15 protein-coding genes are annotated in these 16,368 nt (G+C 73.8%); 6 read left to right on the forward strand and 9 right to left on the reverse strand.

Annotated elements, in window-relative coordinates; translation table 11 throughout:
- On the reverse strand, positions 1 to 933 hold a 933-nt coding region (locus tag AB0B72_RS14160; protein WP_367739139.1), incomplete at its 3' end, for an AAA family ATPase.
- Positions 934 to 1,187: 254 nt separating this feature from the next.
- Here AB0B72_RS14160 and AB0B72_RS14165 point away from each other — a divergent pair.
- Positions 1,188 to 1,871, forward strand: coding sequence for a hypothetical protein (locus AB0B72_RS14165; RefSeq protein ID WP_367739140.1), 684 nt, complete (start codon positions 1,188 to 1,190; stop codon positions 1,869 to 1,871).
- Positions 1,872 to 1,958: 87 nt separating this feature from the next.
- Here AB0B72_RS14165 and AB0B72_RS14170 read toward each other — a convergent pair whose 3' ends face one another.
- The 3 genes from AB0B72_RS14170 to AB0B72_RS14180 are packed head-to-tail and all read right to left on the reverse strand — an operon-like array spanning position 1,959 to position 4,464.
- The gene (locus AB0B72_RS14170) at positions 1,959 to 2,720 is read right to left on the reverse strand and encodes a phosphatase PAP2 family protein (RefSeq protein WP_367739141.1); all 762 of its coding nucleotides are present in this window, start codon (positions 2,718 to 2,720) and stop codon (positions 1,959 to 1,961) included.
- The gene (locus AB0B72_RS14175; protein WP_367739142.1) at positions 2,717 to 3,475 is read right to left on the reverse strand and encodes a phosphatase PAP2 family protein; all 759 of its coding nucleotides are present in this window, start codon (positions 3,473 to 3,475) and stop codon (positions 2,717 to 2,719) included. Before AB0B72_RS14175 ends, AB0B72_RS14170 begins: the two co-directional genes overlap by 4 nt.
- Complete coding sequence (locus AB0B72_RS14180) at positions 3,472 to 4,464, reverse strand: YihY/virulence factor BrkB family protein (protein WP_367739143.1); 993 nt, start codon at positions 4,462 to 4,464, stop codon at positions 3,472 to 3,474. The genes AB0B72_RS14175 and AB0B72_RS14180 overlap by 4 nt, the downstream gene beginning before the upstream one ends.
- A 219-nt stretch (positions 4,465 to 4,683) precedes the next feature.
- Between AB0B72_RS14180 and AB0B72_RS14185 the strand changes: the two genes are divergently transcribed.
- The gene (locus tag AB0B72_RS14185) at positions 4,684 to 5,067 is read left to right on the forward strand and encodes a hypothetical protein (protein ID WP_367739144.1); all 384 of its coding nucleotides are present in this window, start codon (positions 4,684 to 4,686) and stop codon (positions 5,065 to 5,067) included.
- Positions 5,068 to 5,201: 134 nt separating this feature from the next.
- On the opposite strand, the gene AB0B72_RS14190 is transcribed toward AB0B72_RS14185, so the two are convergent.
- Positions 5,202 to 5,924, reverse strand: coding sequence for a hypothetical protein (locus AB0B72_RS14190; protein ID WP_367739145.1), 723 nt, complete (start codon positions 5,922 to 5,924; stop codon positions 5,202 to 5,204).
- 280 nt (positions 5,925 to 6,204) lie between these two features.
- On the opposite strand from AB0B72_RS14190, the gene AB0B72_RS14195 reads away from it, so the two are divergent.
- Both AB0B72_RS14195 and AB0B72_RS14200 read left to right on the forward strand, forming a co-directional pair.
- Positions 6,205 to 7,011, forward strand: a complete 807-nt coding sequence (locus AB0B72_RS14195; protein ID WP_367739146.1) for a sensor histidine kinase — start codon at positions 6,205 to 6,207, stop codon at positions 7,009 to 7,011.
- A 61-nt stretch (positions 7,012 to 7,072) separates the two neighbouring features.
- Complete coding sequence (locus AB0B72_RS14200) at positions 7,073 to 9,895, forward strand: AAA family ATPase (RefSeq protein WP_367739147.1); 2,823 nt, start codon at positions 7,073 to 7,075, stop codon at positions 9,893 to 9,895.
- Between the two features lie 24 nt (positions 9,896 to 9,919).
- Here AB0B72_RS14200 and AB0B72_RS14205 read toward each other — a convergent pair whose 3' ends face one another.
- Positions 9,920 to 10,756, reverse strand: coding sequence for a GntR family transcriptional regulator (locus AB0B72_RS14205; RefSeq protein ID WP_367739148.1), 837 nt, complete (start codon positions 10,754 to 10,756; stop codon positions 9,920 to 9,922).
- A 90-nt stretch (positions 10,757 to 10,846) separates the two neighbouring features.
- Here AB0B72_RS14205 and AB0B72_RS14210 point away from each other — a divergent pair, with 90 nt between their 5' ends.
- Complete coding sequence (locus AB0B72_RS14210; protein ID WP_367739149.1) at positions 10,847 to 11,806, forward strand: SPFH domain-containing protein; 960 nt, start codon at positions 10,847 to 10,849, stop codon at positions 11,804 to 11,806.
- Positions 11,807 to 11,825: 19 nt separating this feature from the next.
- On the opposite strand, the gene AB0B72_RS14215 is transcribed toward AB0B72_RS14210, so the two are convergent.
- Entirely contained in the window at positions 11,826 to 13,064 is a 1,239-nt protein-coding gene (locus tag AB0B72_RS14215) for a hypothetical protein (protein WP_367739150.1), read from the reverse strand.
- Between the two features lie 46 nt (positions 13,065 to 13,110).
- Positions 13,111 to 13,797 carry a peptidoglycan editing factor PgeF gene (gene pgeF / locus AB0B72_RS14220; RefSeq protein ID WP_367739323.1) on the reverse strand — a complete coding sequence of 229 codons (687 nt, stop codon included), beginning with the start codon at positions 13,795 to 13,797 and terminating at the stop codon, positions 13,111 to 13,113.
- 116 nt (positions 13,798 to 13,913) lie between these two features.
- Between pgeF and AB0B72_RS14225 the strand changes: the two genes are divergently transcribed.
- Positions 13,914 to 15,017, forward strand: coding sequence for a zinc-dependent alcohol dehydrogenase family protein (locus AB0B72_RS14225; RefSeq protein WP_367739151.1), 1,104 nt, complete (start codon positions 13,914 to 13,916; stop codon positions 15,015 to 15,017).
- 96 nt (positions 15,018 to 15,113) lie between these two features.
- Here AB0B72_RS14225 and glgA read toward each other — a convergent pair whose 3' ends face one another.
- Complete coding sequence (gene glgA, locus AB0B72_RS14230) at positions 15,114 to 16,295, reverse strand: glycogen synthase (RefSeq protein ID WP_367739152.1); 1,182 nt, start codon at positions 16,293 to 16,295, stop codon at positions 15,114 to 15,116.
- Positions 16,296 to 16,368: the final 73 nt, after the last annotated feature.

Genomic DNA, 16,368 nt, shown 5'->3' on the forward strand with positions numbered 1-16,368 from the left:
GGCGGGGGTGGCGGGGGTGGCGGGGGTGGCGGGGGTGGCGGGGGTGGCGGGGGTGGCGGGGGTCATGTCCCTGACGCCGGCGAGGCTGAACCTGCGCCCGAGGACGGCCCCGGCGGCGACCAGCTCACGGGTGGCCTCCGCGCAGGCCCCCAGCCTCGACGATACGGCCGCCGCCACGCGCTCGGGGGCGGGCAGCGGGCCGTGCCCGAAGACGATGGAGTGCAGGGGAAGCTCGTCCAGCAGATGCCGGACGTGGAGGGGGTGGCCGCCCGTGTGCGCGTGCAGGCGTGCCGCCCCCGCCGGGGACAGGCCGGGACGGCCGCACGCGACGGCCAGCCGGGCCAGTTCGCCCGCCGGCAGCCCGCCGAGCCTGAGGCGCAGCCCCCCGTCCGCCTCGAACAACCTCCGCCATCCGTCGCCCACCCCGTAAGTGGGCGGCGGCGCGACGCCGGTGACGCCGCCTCCCGTCCCGTGGACGACGACGATCATGACCGGGTCGGCGAGCAGCCGCCGGGCGGCGACCCGGAGGGCGGCCATCGACGAGTGGTCGGCCCAGTGCGCGTCGTCGACCACGACGAGCAGCTCGCCGCCGTCCTGGAGGGTCCTGGCGAGGTCCTGCCCGACGAACAACGGGTCGGCCCGCGGGTCCCAGGGGCCGGCGCCGCGCGGCGTCCCGCCCAGAGCCCGATGGAGCTGGGCGAGCACGCCCCACGGGAGCCCCGCCTCCACCTCGTCGCCGCTGACCCAGACCCGGGCCCGGGGGGCGGCGAGCTCGGTGAACCTCCGGACCAGGGCGGTCTTCCCGATGCCAGGGTCACCCTCGATCCCGGCGATCACGGCCTCGCCCCGACGGGCGCGCTCCCATGCCGCGCACAGGCGTCCCAGCTCGTGCTCGCGCCCGACGAAGCCCGCTCCGCCCGGTTCTGTACTCACGCGCGGCCTCCCTTCCGTGGACGAACGCCCGCGAAACAGGCTGGACCGTTTCTACTCCAGATCCGGTCTCCCGTAGAGGGCCCGGCCGCACCGGTTCATCCGGACACGGCCGCCGAGCCGTCCCGTACAAGCCGAGCCGTCCCGTACAAGTGGAGAAGGGGGTTCTTCTCAAGGCTGCCCGGCGAGCGCACACTGGAATGGACAAGATGGGCGATTTTCTGGAGTAGCTCGTGCACGGTCACATGCCTCCGGCAATGCCGATGCTGTCGCGCGGCAAGCATCGCAATCCCAGCAAGGGCGCCTGCTTCATGGAGCTCGCGTCCTACCTCGCAGGTGAGCGGTGGAGCGACCATCCATCGTGCACGCATCCGCTCCTCGCCGGGCTCGCGCGCCTCGTCAACGACCACACGTCGGACGAGGCCCGCCCCGCCCTCGCCGGGCTCATCCCGTCGGTGATCGGGCTCACCGGCGACGACCCGCGGATCGACGCCCGGATCGCGCTGCGCTGCGCGACGGCGGCGCTGCCCGTCGTGGCGCACGAGCGCCAGCTCGCCATGGCGGTCTCCGTCCTGTCGGCCGAGTACGTGCTGGCCGAGATGGAGGGGCGGCCCGCGGGCGACCTCGGCGAGCGGAGCAGACGGGCGCTGGCCCAGGTGCCCGAGGCGGCACGCTGGGCGCACACCTTCGGGCGTGGCGTGCGGATCTCCGCCAAGGGGTTCCGCAGGTACGCCGCCCCGAACACGGTGCAGCTCGCGGTCCGCGGCATCGCGCAGGCCTGCGTGCCCGATCCCGACCCGTTGCTGCGGGACCTGCTGGCCGGGACGATCGACGACTGCTGGGCTCTGGTCGAGCCGTCCCCCGGGCGGGAGGCCGCCGTCGACCCCGCCCGCTGGGCCGACGCCTGCCGCCTCACGGGCCTGACCGGCCTCACCGTCTGACCGGCCTCACCGTCTGACCGGTGCATGCCTGAGCCGCCCGGCCGGGGTCGCGTCCCCTGGCCGGGCGGCAGCTCGCATGAGTCCGCGTCAGGTGGCGGCCGCGTCGGCGCGGGCCCCGGTGGGTACGGCGGGCGCCGAGCGCCGGGACGCCGCGGTCACCGGCCGTATCAGGAGGGCGTGGCCCAGCACCGCCAGGCAGACGACGCCGAGGAGGAGCCCCCAGCTCACGTCCGTCAGGTGGTGCATGCCCCGGTAGAGCCGCGAGCCGGCCACCGAGAGGGAGGCGCCGAGGCCGAGGAACCACCACAGCGCGTTCAAAATGGCGTGCCGGTGGGTGTGGAGCGTCAGCACGAGCGCGACGCCGCAGTAGAACGCCACCGCCGCGCTGGTGTGACCGGAGGGGTAGCTCGATGTCGGCGGCGCCGGGTCCAGATGCTTCACGTACGGCCGGGGGCGCTGGGCGAAAACGGTGGCCAGCAGGAAGATCGCCGACTGTGCGCAGACGACGAGGACCAGGAACAGCGACTCGCGCCAGCGGTGGAACGCCAGCCGGAAGACCACGACCATGATGGCCGTGATCACGATGATCACGGGTGTGTCCGACAGGCGGGAGCCGTAATGGGTGACGTCGTTCCAGAACGGCGTGCGGTCCTGCGCGATCTCCCGGCTGACCGCCTCGTCGCCGGCGATGAACGCCGAGTGATTGAGCACCTTGGTGATCAGGAGACCGACTCCCAGCGTGGCGGCTGCCATGAGCACCAGCGGCAGGAGGATGCGCCGTGCCACCTCGGCCACCACCACCCGCGCCGGGGCGCCGCCCTCCTTGTCGTGGTCGCTGTCGCTGCTCACGTCGTCCTCCCTTTCGGTGAGATCTTGCGTCTGGCCTCCGGCTCGACGCCTTCCTTGTACGTCTCGGCCGGCCGGCGGCCGAGGTCCCTGCGCCAGGCCTCGAACGCGACGGCGGTGGCCGCCACGACGGCGACGCCCAGCACGAGCCCGGCCAGCACGTCGCTGACCCAGTGCACGCCGAGCGCGACCCGGCTGAAGCCCACGGCCAGCGAGATGACCACGGCGAGCCCCCAGGCCAGCGCCTTCCAGCGCCCCTTCACCAGGGGGAGGACGAGCAGCAGCAGGATCCCCGACCCGAGCGTCGCGTTCACGGTGTGCCCGGAGGGGAACGACGCGCCCGGCGCGAGCGCGACGGGGTCGGGCAGGTGCGGGCGGGCCCGGGCCACGAGCACCTTCAGGCCGAGACCGAGCAGCCCGCCCACGGTGATCGTGGTGGCCGCCCAGATGGCGAGGTTGCGCGCCCGGCGGTAGAGCAGCCACGCCACCGCGGCGCCGACCGCGACCCGCCAGGTCAGGGGCTGGAAGACGTCACTGATCAGCTCCATCGACCGGGCGAACGCGGGATGCGCGATCGCCTGCGCGTGCAGGTCGTCGGCCGCGCCCTGGTCGAGCCGCTTGAGGGGGGCGAACGAGGTCTCGACGAGGACCAGCAGAGCCGTGAACGGCACCGCGGCGACGGCCAGCGCCCCCGTCGCCTGGATGAGCCGCCGCCCGAGCCTGCGCTCGGGATTGATCCGCCTGTTCCACCAGCTCATCGGCCGCTCACAACGGGCTGCCGCTCCTGCTGGGCGGTCGGTCCCGGGTCCGGCGCCGCAGGTTCGCCCCGGCCCGCCCGGCACGCCTCCAGCTGGGCCGAGAACGCCAGGCCGAGGAAGAGGGCCATCGAGCTGAGGAACGACCACAGCAGCAGCGCCATGACCGCGGTCAGCGGGCCGTAGGTCGCGCCGAACGTCCCGCTGCTCGCTGTGTAGAAGGCCAGCAGCCAGGTGAACAGCGTCCACAGCAGCACGGCCACGGTGGCGCCCACCGCCAGCCACGTGTGACCCGGCTGCCTGCGCCGGGGCGAGGAGCGGAACAGAACCGAGATGGACAGGACCGCGAGCAGGAAGCCGACCGGCCAGCGCAGCAGGCTCCACCACGACTTGCCGGCGTCGCCCCAGCCGTAGACCTGGGCGGCCGCGTCGCCGACGGCGCCGCCGCCGACGAGGATGACGAAGCCGACGCTCATGAGGATGCCGGCCGTCACGGCCATCAGCAGCGCCCTGCCGTACTTGCGTTTGAAGGGGCGGTCGCGCTCGACGCCGTAGATGCGGTTGGCGCCGCGCTCGAACTGGCCCATGGCGGTGGTGAGCGACACCACGGCGGTCAGCAGTCCTAACCACAGCGCGAGCGTGCCGCCGGAACCGCCGTTGTGGTGGCTCTGGTCGAGCGTCTCCGTGATCACCTGCGAGCCGGTGCCCGGGGTGAGGCGGCGCAGCGTCAGCTCCAGGAGCCGCCCGAAGTCCTCCTGGTGGAGCACCGAGCTCAGGCCCACGACGGCGATCGCCCCGGGGATGATGGCGAGGAGGACCTGGAACGCCAGAGCGCGGGCGTGGCTCACGCCGTCGCCGTATCTGAACCGCACGATCGAGTCCCGGACCAGGTGCCAGCCGCCGTACCGCTTGATCGCGGCGTAGGCGTCGTCGGCCGAGAGCTCGTCGCCGCTCATGGACCGGGTCTCCGGCACCTTTGTCGCGGTTCCCATGTCAGTTCTCACCTCGGTATCAGGGGGGACGCCGCCGCGGACCGGGTCGCGGGCCGGCCGCGGCGGCTCCTGTGGGGACTCCAGCTACCCCGTTCGTGACCTTTCGAACGCTTCCGGACCGAAAGGACCACACCGGGCACCCGAAAAGATCGGGCCGGGGAAAGCGCGGGAAGCCGTCGTAGCATCGCGACCAGACCCCCTCGAAAGGACTTGACTCAGATGAAGAAGGTCTTGTCGATCGTCGCCGGCGTGATCATGGTCGTGGTCCCGCTCAACGCCCTCCCCGCGCCCGCGCAGGCGGCCACCTGCTACGCGCTGGCCGAGACTCCGTACTGGGACGGCGGCTACATGATCGCCATCGGGTCCGGGCACTGCTCCAGCTCAGTCAACATGTCGGTCACCGTCGCGCTCTACCGGGACGGCACGAACGTGGCCATGGGCACCGACACCTGCACGGGGACGAGCTGCGCCACGGCTGTCCTCTCGAGGAACCTCGCCGGAAACCAGAAGTGGTGCGGCAGGACATGGCTGTACCAGAACGGCTCCATCGTCGCCTCGTCCGGGATGGAGTGCGAGACGACCGGCTACATCTCACCCAGGTAGGGCCCGTGGATCCCGCCCGGAGCCCGGTGGGACGGCGAGAAGCCGGGCGCCCATCCGGGCGCACCGCACGAATGGACCGGCCCAGGAAGGGCCGGTCCATGTAGTGGGCGGGTGGTCGAGGCGGGCGCGGACGGTCAGAGCACGGCGCAGCCGACGCGGACCGGGACACGGGCCGACCAGCGGCCGGAGAGCACGTCGTACGCCTGGGCGTAGGCGTTGGCGGGACGGCCCGGTGCGGCGCAGTCGAACGCGCCGGTCTTCTTGCCGAAGCTGCCGCCCGCGTAGCCGGTGTGGGCCGTGGCGTTCACCGTTCCGCTCCAGTACAGCCGCCCGGTGGTGTAGCGGATGTACAGCCTGACCTGGCCGAAGTTGTAGTGGTCGCCGTTCAGCTTGAGCCGCGGGATGTCGTCGACCGACGTGCTGGTCGAGGTGCCGTCGCCGTTGTCGCGCGGCGGCACGGTGTACCGGCTGATCCACAGGCGGGCCGAGACCTTGCGGTCGGCGGCCGCGGCGTTGTCGGCCCGCGCCTGGGAGCGGACCGCAGGGACGACGCAGACGTCGTCGCCGGCGAAGGCCTCACGCCAGACGTAGCCGGTCACGCAGGTGTGCGGGCCGAACGGGCCGGAGGTCCAGCGGCTCGCCTTGACGCTGTTGTCCGCGGCGGTCTGGGTGCGCGTCGCACCGGTGACGCAGACGACGTCGCCCGTGCGGGCCTCCCGCCAGACGTAGCCCTCGCGGCAGGTGTCGGGGCCGTAGTCGCCGGTCGCGGAGGCGGGGCCGGCCATGATCGTGAGAGGAGCGGTGACGGCCAGACCTGCGATCGCGGCGGCGGCCAGACCGAGAAGGGTGCGCTTCATCGTGATCTCCTGGTGCGTGTGGTTCCCGGTCTGGCCGTTGCCGCCCGGGGCTGCACCTCATTGATAGGCGGGCCTGCCTGCAGGTCCCTTGAGCGCCGCTTGCCGCCGCAAGGCCGATCGCGTGCAAGCGGCACGCAAGCCCGCGGCCCGGTGGAGGCCCGCTCACGCGTCTGTGCGGACCTACCCGTCCGGCTGATGTGGGCCCCGGAGAGCACCGGCGACGATCGATGCCATCCCGCCATCCCCATGCGGCGGAGCCGACCGGAGAAGGAGATCATCGATGAAAGCCCTGACCGGCTTGGGGGACGACCGCGTCCCGCGCGAGGACGAGCTCGCGCGGACGATCCAGGCCCTGACCAGCAGGACCCGGGAGCTGGAGGGGCGGCTCCAGCGGGAGCGGCGGTTCGTCGCCGACGCCTCCCACGAGCTGCGCTCTCCCCTCGCCGCGCTGCGCGCGGATCTGGACGAGGCGCGGTTGCATCCCCGCCACACCGACCTCGGCCATCTCGTCGGACGGGCGCTGAGGAACGTGGACCGGCTGGAGGCCATCATCACCGACCTGCTTCAGCTCGCCGGGCTCGAGGAGGGCCGGACCCGCGAGGCGCGTCCGTTGGACCTCGCCGCGCTGGTCCGCGGCGAGGTCGCCCGGAGGGTGGACCGCCTGCCCGTCGGCGTCCGGCTTCAGACGGGGGTGACCGTCGACGCCGTCGTGTCCCAGATGACCCGCGTCCTCGCCAACCTGCTCGACAACGCCCAGCGGCACGCCGAGAAGACGGTGCTCGTCGAGGTGGCCCGCCGCGGCGACGCCGCCGAGCTGACCGTCGACGACGACGGCGACGGGATCGCCGAGGCGGATCGGGAGCGGATCTTCCAGCGGTTCACCCGCCTGGACGCTGCGCGCCGCCGGGACGACGCGGGAGTGGGGCTCGGCCTGGCGATCTCGTACGACATCGTCCGGGCGCACCGGGGCACGCTCCACGCCGCGGACTCCCCCGCCGGCGGGGCGCGGTTCGTGCTCAGGCTCCCCGTTTCCGGCGCCCGGGAATCGGACGTCGGCGACGGCGCGGCGCGCGCCTTCCCACGGTGAGCCCGCCTTCCACATCCCCCGATCGGGCAGGAGACAAAGGACTGGGTACGTTGGAGATGTCGTGTTCCAGCAACCCGCGGACGCCCTCGCCGGCCACGCGTCATCGCCGGGCAGGCGCGGCCGGGCCCAGGAGTGGGCGGTCGTCGCCGGTCTGCTGCGGACCGCCGAGAGCAGCCGGGGCGGGGTGCTGCTGGTCGAGGGCCGGCCGGGGATGGGCAAGACCCGGTTGCTGGACGGCGCGGTCGAGGCCGCGGCGGAGCGGGGGTTCGCTCTCGCACGGGCCGCGGCGGACGAGCCGGGCCGGCTGATGCCGCTTGGGCCGCTGCTGGCGGCCCTCGGGAAGTCGGCCCTGACGCTCCGGGCCGCCATGTCCCCGCCGCCTCCGGATGTCGTGGACCTCCGGTTGTCGCTGGTGGAGCGGCTACAGGCGTTGCTGGAGGAACGGGCGGCCGCCGGCCCGCTCCTGATGGTGCTCGACGATCTGCACTGGGCCGACCCGACGACGATTCTGGCGCTGCGGTCGCTCATCCCCGAGCTGGCCTCCTACCCGCTGGCGTGGATCCTGTCCCGCAGGACCGGCGGCGGCGAAGTGGAGCGCCTGTTCGACGTCCTGGAGCGCGACGGCGCGTGGCGGATCGTCCTGGGGCCGCTGGACGACCAGGCGGTGGCCGAGGTGATCACCGATGTGCTGGAGGCGGGCCCCGAGCCTGAGCTGCTCGCTCTGGCGGCGGGAGCGGGAGGCAACCCGTGCATGCTCGGCGAGCTGCTCGGCGGGCTGTGCGAGGAGAAGGCGATCGAGATATCGGGCGGCCGGGCCCACCTCGTCTCGGAACGCCTGCCGCGGCGGATGAAGGAGATCTGGCGCCACCGGTTGGCCAGGCTCTCCCCGCACGCCCGGCACCTGCTCCAGGTGGCGGCCGTGCTCGGCCGCTCGTTCTCGGTGGACGACCTGGCGGACATGCTGGGCGAACCACCCAGCCGGCTGCTCCCGGCCCTGGAGGAGGCGGAGGCCACGGGGGCCGTGGTCCCCGGCTCCGACACGCTGAGGTTCCGGCACGAGATGCTGTGGCAGGCGGTGACCGAGACCATCTCCCCTCCGGTCCGCCAGGCCCTCCACCGGCAGGCCGGGGAGATGCTGCTCGGACGCGGCGGCTCGGCCATCCCCGCCGCCGCGCACCTGATGTGCCAGGCCCGGCCCGGCGACGCCCGGACGCTGGACGGCCTCGACCGGGCCACGCACGAGGTCCTGCCCTCCTCCCCGCAGACCGCGGCCGACCTCGCACTTCGTGCGCTCGATCTCACCCCCGTCACCGACCCGGACCGGTTCGACCGTACGATGACCGCCGTCTACGCCCTGACGACCACCGGGCGGCTGGCCGAGGCTTCGCAGCTCGCCCGCTCGGCGCTGAGACACGCCGTGTCACCCTGCCAGGTCGCCAGGCTGCACTACGAGCTGGCCCACGTCCTGCTGCTGACCGGACGGCCGGTGGACGCGGTCACGGAGGCGGACGAGGCGCTCACCGAGGAGGACCTTTCCGGCGAGCTGCGCGACCTGGCGGAGCAGGTGCGGTTCCAGGGGTTGTTCGCCAGCCACGACCACCGGCGCGGGCGGGAGCAGGCGGAGGCCGTCGTCGCCGCGGAGGAGCGCCACAGCGCCCTGGCCCTGGTGGGGGCCCACCTGCTGCTTACCATGATCGCTGTGGTGGAGGGTCGGGCGGCCTGCGCGGTCGACCACGTGCGTGCGGCGATGCGCATCGCGGCCGGCGGGCCGATCCGGGCCCGGCACGCGCACCCCGTCCTGCAACTGGTCACCCTGCTCACGGACGCGCGCCGGTTCGACGAGGCGGAGACCGCCCTCCAGGCCGCCGCCGAGGAGATCACAGCGCTCGGGCACACCGCGTTCGGCGCCTGCCCCGCGCTCTTCCGCGCCCGGTTGCGGCTCGCCGAGGGCCGCCTCGACGACGCCGCCGCCGAGGCCCAGAGCGGGCTCGCCATGGCCGGCGAGCTGGGCACGGACGCCTTCGCGATCATGGGGATCGCCGTGCTCGCCATCGTCGCCGTGCGCCGCGGCGACATCGACGCCGCCGCCACCTACGCCGAGCGGCACGGGTCGCAGCGTCAGGCCAGCCAGGGCGCGCAGTGCGGCATCGGGTGGGGCGACTGGGCCGCGGCGCTGGCCGCCGAGGCGCAGGACGGCCCCGGCCGGGCGATGCGGGTGCTCGGCGCGGTGTTCGGCGACCCCGCCGAGCGGTGCTGGCTCCTCATGTCCGAACCGGCCGCCGCCGCCTGGCTGACCCGGACCGCCCTCACCGCCGGCGACCGGTCCGGCGCGCAGACCGTGGCCGCCGCGGCCGGGCGCCTCGCCGCCCGCAACCCCGGCTTCCCCACCCTCACCGCGGCCGCCGCCCACGCCCACGGCGTCCTGCACCAGGACCGCGCCGCCCTGTGCCGCGCCACCGCCCACCCGGACCCCTGGAGCCGCGCCTCGGCTTCGGAGGATCTCGGCGTGCTTCTCGCCCGCTCCGCCGGCGAGCGGGAGGCGGCGGTCCACGCCCTGGACCGGGCGCTCGACGGCTACCAGGGCACCGGCGCCACGCGGGACGCGGCCCGCGTCCGGGCCCGGCTGCGCGAGCTCGGCGTCCGCCGCCGCCACTGGATCCAGGCGGAACGGCCGGTGTCCGGATGGGCGAGCCTGACCGACACCGAACGCGACGTCGCCGTGCTCGTCGCCCGGGGGCTGACCAATCCCCAGGTGGCGGCGCAGATGTTCGTCTCCCCGCACACGGTCAAGTTCCACCTCCGCCAGGTCTTCCGCAAGCTCGGCATCGGCTCCCGTATCGAGCTCGCCCGCCTCGCCGCCGAGGGCGTCCCGGAGGGCCCATGACCGGGCGCGCCCGCTCGCCCCGCGTCAGGGACGGACGGGCGCGCCGCCTCGCCCCTCCGTGCCCCGCCGGGCCGAATAGGCGGTGGCCAGCAGCGCCTCGGCGTCGTCGAGGTAGCTCTCCAGGGCACTGGCCGCCTGCTCGGCGCGCCCCGTCTCGATCAGCTCGGCCAGGTGGCGGTTCCGGGCCACGAACGGCTCGTGGAACGACCTCGGGTTGTCCATGGCGTGGAAGACGAGCCGCAGCTCGGCGAGGAGCTGCCGCATGATCTCATCCAGCCGGCGGCTGCCGCCGAGCCCCACCAGCGCCTGGTGGAACCGGATGTTCGCGGTGCCGACGTCGCTCCACCGGCCCTGCGCCGCCGCGCGCTCGGCGTCGTCCACGGCCTCCCGCATCGCGGCGACGGCCGCCCGGCCGCCGTCGCCTCCGGGGTCTCCTCCCCGCCGTACGGCGGCGCACTCGATGGCCCTGCGGACCCGGTAGACGTCGACCAGGTCGGTCTGGGAGAGCACCCGGACGAAGACCCCGCGGTTGAGCTCGTGGACCAGCAGCCGTTCGTGGACCAGCAGCCGGAACGCCTCCCGCAACGTGTTGCGGGAGACGCCGAGGGCCGTGCCGATGGCCTCCTCGGACAGCCGCTCCCCAGGCCCGAAGATCCCCTCCGTGATGCGGTCGCGGAGGATGTCGGCGACCCGCTCGGCGGTGCTGGTACGCCCCAGCCGCATCCGGTCCTGCTCAAGCCGTGCGACGGCGGCGTCCCTGCCCACGTCCCTGCCCACGTCCCTGCCCACGCCGCCGCCCACGCCGCCGTGCACGTCCCTGCCCGCGCTGCCGTCCATGTCCATGCTCACGTCCCTGTCCACGGATCGCAGGAAATCATCCGCCAGTTCTCTTGTCGAATTGTTGAACGATTCTTATGTTGGATGAAATCCCCCATCCAAGGAGCGTTCTCCATGGGACTGAGCCGAGCCCTCACGGCGGGGGCGATCGCCGCCGCCGGCCTCTTCGCTCTCGTGACGCTTTTCGGGGCGGCCACCGGCTTCGACCGGACCGACGGCGGCGAGATCGCCGTCGTCCGGGACGGCGGGCCGTTCGACGACAGCGGGATCCGCCAGATCATCGACCCGAGCTCGGGCCTGACGTGGACCGGACTGTGGTCCTCGTCGCACAAGTACCCGGCTCAGCAGCGCTTCTACACGATCACGGCCGATCCCAAGCGGGCCACCAACCTCGGCGTCGACGTGGTGACGGTCCCGAGCAGCGACGGGGTCAACCTGGGGATCGAGGGCACGCTCTACTTCACGCTCAACCTCGATCACGAGACGCTCAAGCGGTTCGACGACAAGTTCGGCACGCGGACGTTCCGCGGCCAGGACGACGAGCAGCGGTACGCCTGGGAGGACGGCGAGGGCTGGTCGGCGTTCTTCGGCCAGGCCGTCCGCCCGGTGGTGGACAACGCCCTGCGCGTGCAGGTGGGCGCCATGCGCTGCGCGGACCTCGTCCCCTCGTGCGAGATGGTCGACAGCGCCAGGCGGGGCGTCACGCTCCAGCCGCGCGACGCCAACGGGGGCATCGCCCGCGTGCAGAACGCGATCAACACCACCCTGGAGCGCGATCTCGCCCAGATGCTCGGCGACCGGTTCCTCACCGGCCTGCGCTTCAACCTCGTCCGGGTGACGCTGCCGCAGGACGTGCAGAAGGCCGTGGACGGCTCACTGGCCGCGAGCGCCGCCGTCGCCCAGGCGCAGGCCGAGGTGGACTCCGCCGAGGCCAGGGCCAGGGCCGACCAGGCCCGCCAGACCGGCTACGAGAAGTGCCCGGCCTGCGCCGAGATCGACAAGCTCAAGTCGCTGCCGCAGGGCATCACGGTCTACGCGCCGGGCAACTCCGAGATCGTGGTGCCCAGCAAGTAAGGCAGGCGCGGCGCCGGGGTCAGCCCCACCAGAAGGCGGCGGCGATCACGCAGTAGAGCACGATCAGCGTGGCGCCCTCCAGCCAGTTCGACTCGCCGTCCAGCACCACGATGACCGTCACGAGGACGGCGATGATGAGCGCGGCGATCAGCAACGGCGGCAGCACGAGTGTGAACGACGCCCCGACCAGCGGCGACAGCAGGACGAGGGCCGGCGCCACGACCAGAGCGACCTGCAGCGGGCTCTGCAGGATCACCGACAGGGCGTAGTCCGACTGGTTGCGGGCCGCGAGCTGGATGCCGACGGCGTTCTCGACCGCGTTGCCCGCGATGGCGACGATCACCAGACCGGCGAACGCCTGGGAGATGCCCAGCGTGGTCATGGCGGGCTGCAGCGCGTGCACGAACCACTCGGAGACGAACGCCGCGCCGATCGCGGCGGCGGCGAGCATGCCGAGGGCCAGCTGGAGGGGCCACGCGGGCCCGTGATGCCCCTGGTCGCCCCCTTCCTGCGCGTTCTCCGCCTGTACGTGCTCCTTTTGTGCGTGCTCCTCCGCGGCCTTCGCCCCCGCCGGCACCGCGCCACTCGCACCTGGCCCCGTGCGCGCGGAGGCGGTGACCCCGGCGGTTTCAGGTGCCCCGGCGGTTTCGCGGGTCCCGGCGGTTTCCGAGGGCCCGGCGGCGGTCTCCGTTTTGGTGCGGCGGCGGATGGCCGCCGGGAGCGACGCCACGAAGAGCGCGAGCAGCAGGATCGACACGACGATCGACAGCCCGCGCTCGTGCCCGGCCGCCGGCGTGTGCAGGGCGGCGGTGAGCGCCGGGATGAGCAGTGCGAAGACGGCGAGCACCAGCAGCAGGCTCATGGTGCGGGCGGACTCGGCGACGAAGCGCTGGGTGCCGTTCTTGAGGCCGCCGACGACGAACGACAGCCCCAGCACGAGCAGCAGGTTCGCGAGGATCGACCCGACGATCGAGGCGCTGGCCAGCTCGTAGAGGCCGTCACGCAGGGCGAACAACACCACGAACAGCTCGGGCAGGTTGCCCAGCGCGCCCTGCACCACGCCGGTGGCACCGGCGCCGAGCCGGTCTCCGAGCGCCTCCACGCTGCGGCCCACCAGGCTCGCCAGCAGCGCCAGCGCGACAGCCGCGATCACGAAGGGCAGGACGGTCCCGCCACCGGCGAAGCGGGTCACGCCCGTCCCCGCGACGGCCACAAGGCACAAGATGATCAGACGCCAGTCGGATCGCGTGAAGACCATGACGCCCGATCGTAGGGGCATGGCGATCAGGATTGAAGGCGGGGCCTCAGGCCTGGAGCCACACGTATCCGGCGAAGCGGCCCGTGCGGTGCTCCCGCCGGTACGAGTAGAGGCCGGGGGTCTCGATCGTGCAGCGGCCGTCGTGCCTGACGTCCGGCACCCCCGCCCGCGCCAGCTGGGCCGCGATTCCGGCCCGCAGGTCGAGGGCGGGCGTGCCCGCCCTGGTGACCGACCACGTCTCGGGGACCCGGCCGGCGACCCTGTCCCTCAGGTCGGCGGGGACCTCGTAGCACAGGCCGCAGGCCGACGGCCCGATCATCGCGACCATCCGGGCGGGCTCGGCTCCGCGCGCCGCCATCGCCTCGACCAGCGCGGGGACGACCCCCGCCTCGGTGCCGGGGCGGCCGGAGTGGGCGCCGCCGACGACGCCCGCCACGGGGTCGGCCAGCAGCACCGGGGCGCAGTCGGCCACCAGGACGGCCAGCCCGAGGCCGGGCCGGTCGGTCAGGACGCCGTCCAGAGCGGGCGGCTCTCCTTCGAAGGGCGCGGTCACGTGGGCGACGTCCGCGCCGTGGACCTGGCGCATGAACACGACCTGGTCGAGGCCCAGCTCCGCAGCGGTCTTCGCCCGGTTTTCTGCGACCGCCTCCGGGTCGTCCCCCACCGCCCCGCCCAGGTTGCGCGTGCCGTACGGCCCGGCGCTCACGCCGCCATGCCGGTCGGTGAAGGCCATCTTGACCCGGTCGATCGCAATCACCGGACCAGCGTACTGAGCCGCGTGCCGGCCGGGTCGCGGCACCCGGTTACCGCAGCCCCCGGTTACCGTGGCACCCGGACGAGGAGGCGGCGATGCGCGCTGTGGTGTACGAGGCGTTCGGCGGGGAGCCGCGGGTACGTGAGGTGGCGGATCCGGCCGTCCCCGTGGACGGCGCGGTGATCAGGGTGGAGGCCACCGGGCTGTGCCGCAGCGACTGGCACGGCTGGATGGGGCACGACCCCGACATCACCGCCTTCCCCCACGTGCCGGGGCACGAGCTGGCCGGCGTCGTGGAGGCGGTGGGCCGGGACGTGACGGGCCCGCGGCCGGGCGACCGGGTGACGGTCCCGTTCATCTGCGCCTGCGGACGCTGCCGGGAGTGCGCCTCGGGGAACCAGCAGGTCTGTGAACGGCAGACGCAGCCCGGTTTCACCCACTGGGGGTCGTTCGCCGAGCGGGTGGCCGTCGGCCACGCCGACGTGAACCTCATCCGGCTGCCCGGCGGCATGGACTTCCCGACCGCCGCCGGGCTGGGCTGCCGGTTCGCCACCGCCTTCCGCGCCGTGGTGGCGCAGGGCCGGATCGGGGCGGGCGAGTGGCTGGCCGTGCACGGCTGCGGCGGCGTCGGGCTGTCCGCCGTGATGATCGGCGTGGCCGCCGGCGCCCGGGTCGTCGCCGTCGACGTCTCCCCCGCGGCGCTGGAGCTGGCCGCCGGCCTCGGCGCGGCAGAGCTCGTCCAGATCGCGCCGTACGCGCCCGGCGAGCCGGACGGGATCGGCGGGCGGCAGGGGCGGGACGAGCCCGGCGAGCACGGCGGCCCGAGGGACGCGGCGGCGTGGGTCAGGGAGGTGACCGGCGGAGGCGCCCACGTCTCGCTGGACGCCCTGGGCAGCCCCGGCACGTGCGCCGCCTCGGTGGGAAGCCTGCGCAGGAGGGGCCGGCACGTCCAGGTGGGCCTCCTCCCAGGCGAGACCGTCCTGCCGATGGGCCGGGTGATCGCGCACGAGCTGGAGATCCTGGGCAGCCACGGCATGGCCGCCCACGCCTACCCGCCGATGCTGGACATGATCGCGGCGGGCACGCTCCGCCCCGGCCTGCTGGTCACCCGCACGATCGGCCTCGACGACGCCCCGGCCGCCCTCACCGGGCTCGGCGGCCCGGCGGCGGCTCCCGGGATCACGGTCATCGTCCCGTGAGCCGCCGTCCGGCGAGCGGCGTCCCCGCCGTCGGCAGGCCTGCGAAAAACGGCAGACCCGCGTGAGCATCAGGCGCGCGGCAGACCCGCGTGAGCGTCAGGTGCGCGGCAGGCCCGCGTAGAGCGCGTGCGTGCGCTCCGCGATCCGTTGCCAGGAGAAATGCTCGATCGCGCGGGCGCGGCCGGCCTCGCCCATGGCCGCGGCCAGCGCGGGATCGCCGAGGAGCCTGCCGACCCGCTCGGCGATCGCGGCGGCGAAGGCCTCCGGGTCGTACGGCTCGCCGTCCGGGCCCTGGTCGATCGGCACCAGCAGCCCGGTGGAGCCGTCGGCCACGACCTCGGGGATCCCGCCCGTCGCGGTGGCGACGACGGCGGTCTCGCACGCCATGGCCTCCAGGTTGACGATGCCCATGGGCTCGTACACCGACGGGCACACGAACACCGTCGCGTGCGTGAGGATCTGGATGACCTCGGGGCGGGGAAGCATCTCGGAGATCCACACCACCCCCTTCCTCGTCGCCGAGAGCTCGCGGACCAGGCCGGCGACCTCCTCGGCGATCTCGGGGGTGTCGGGGGCGCCCGCGCACAGGACGATCTGCGCGGCCGGGTCGAACGCCCTGGCCGCGCGCAGCAGGTGGACCAGGCCCTTCTGCCGGGTGATGCGGCCCACGAAGACGACGTACGGCACGGCCGGGTCGATGCCGTGCCGCACCAGCGCCTCGGTGCCCCGGGAGGGGGCGTACTCGCCGGTGTCGATCCCGTTGTGGATCACCTGGACGCGGTCAGGGGAGACCTCCGGGTAGGCCGTGAGCACGTCGCGCCGCATGCCCTCCGACACCGCGATGACCGCGTCCGCCGCCTGAAGGGCGGTCCGCTCGGCCCAGGACGACAGCGTGTAGCCGCCGCCGAGCTGCTCGGCCTTCCACGGCCGCAGGGGCTCCAGGCTGTGGGTGGTCACGACGTGCGGCGTGCCGTACAGCATCTTGGCGACATGGCCGGCGAAGTTGGCGTACCACGTATGGCTGTGGACCACGTCGGCCCCCGCGCAGCCCGCCGCCATCTCCAGGTCGACCCCGAGCACCTGGAGGGCCGCGTTGGCGTCCGCCAGGCCGCCGGGGACGCGGTAGGCCCGCACGCCGGGCTCCTCGCGGGGGGCGCCGAAGCACCGCACCCGCACGTCCGCCAGCCCGCGCAGCTCGCGCGCGAGGTACTCGACATGGACTCCGGCACCGCCGTACACCTCGGGCGGGTACTCGCGGCTGAGCAGATCGACACGCATACCAGGAGCTTAGAGTCATCGGGCGCGTCATCAGGCGGGTGGAGATGATGCCGTTTACATGGGCCCCGGGTGT

It is taken from the genome of Microbispora sp. NPDC049125, from assembly GCF_040802045.1.
Classification (GTDB): Bacteria; Actinomycetota; Actinomycetes; order Streptosporangiales; family Streptosporangiaceae; genus Microbispora.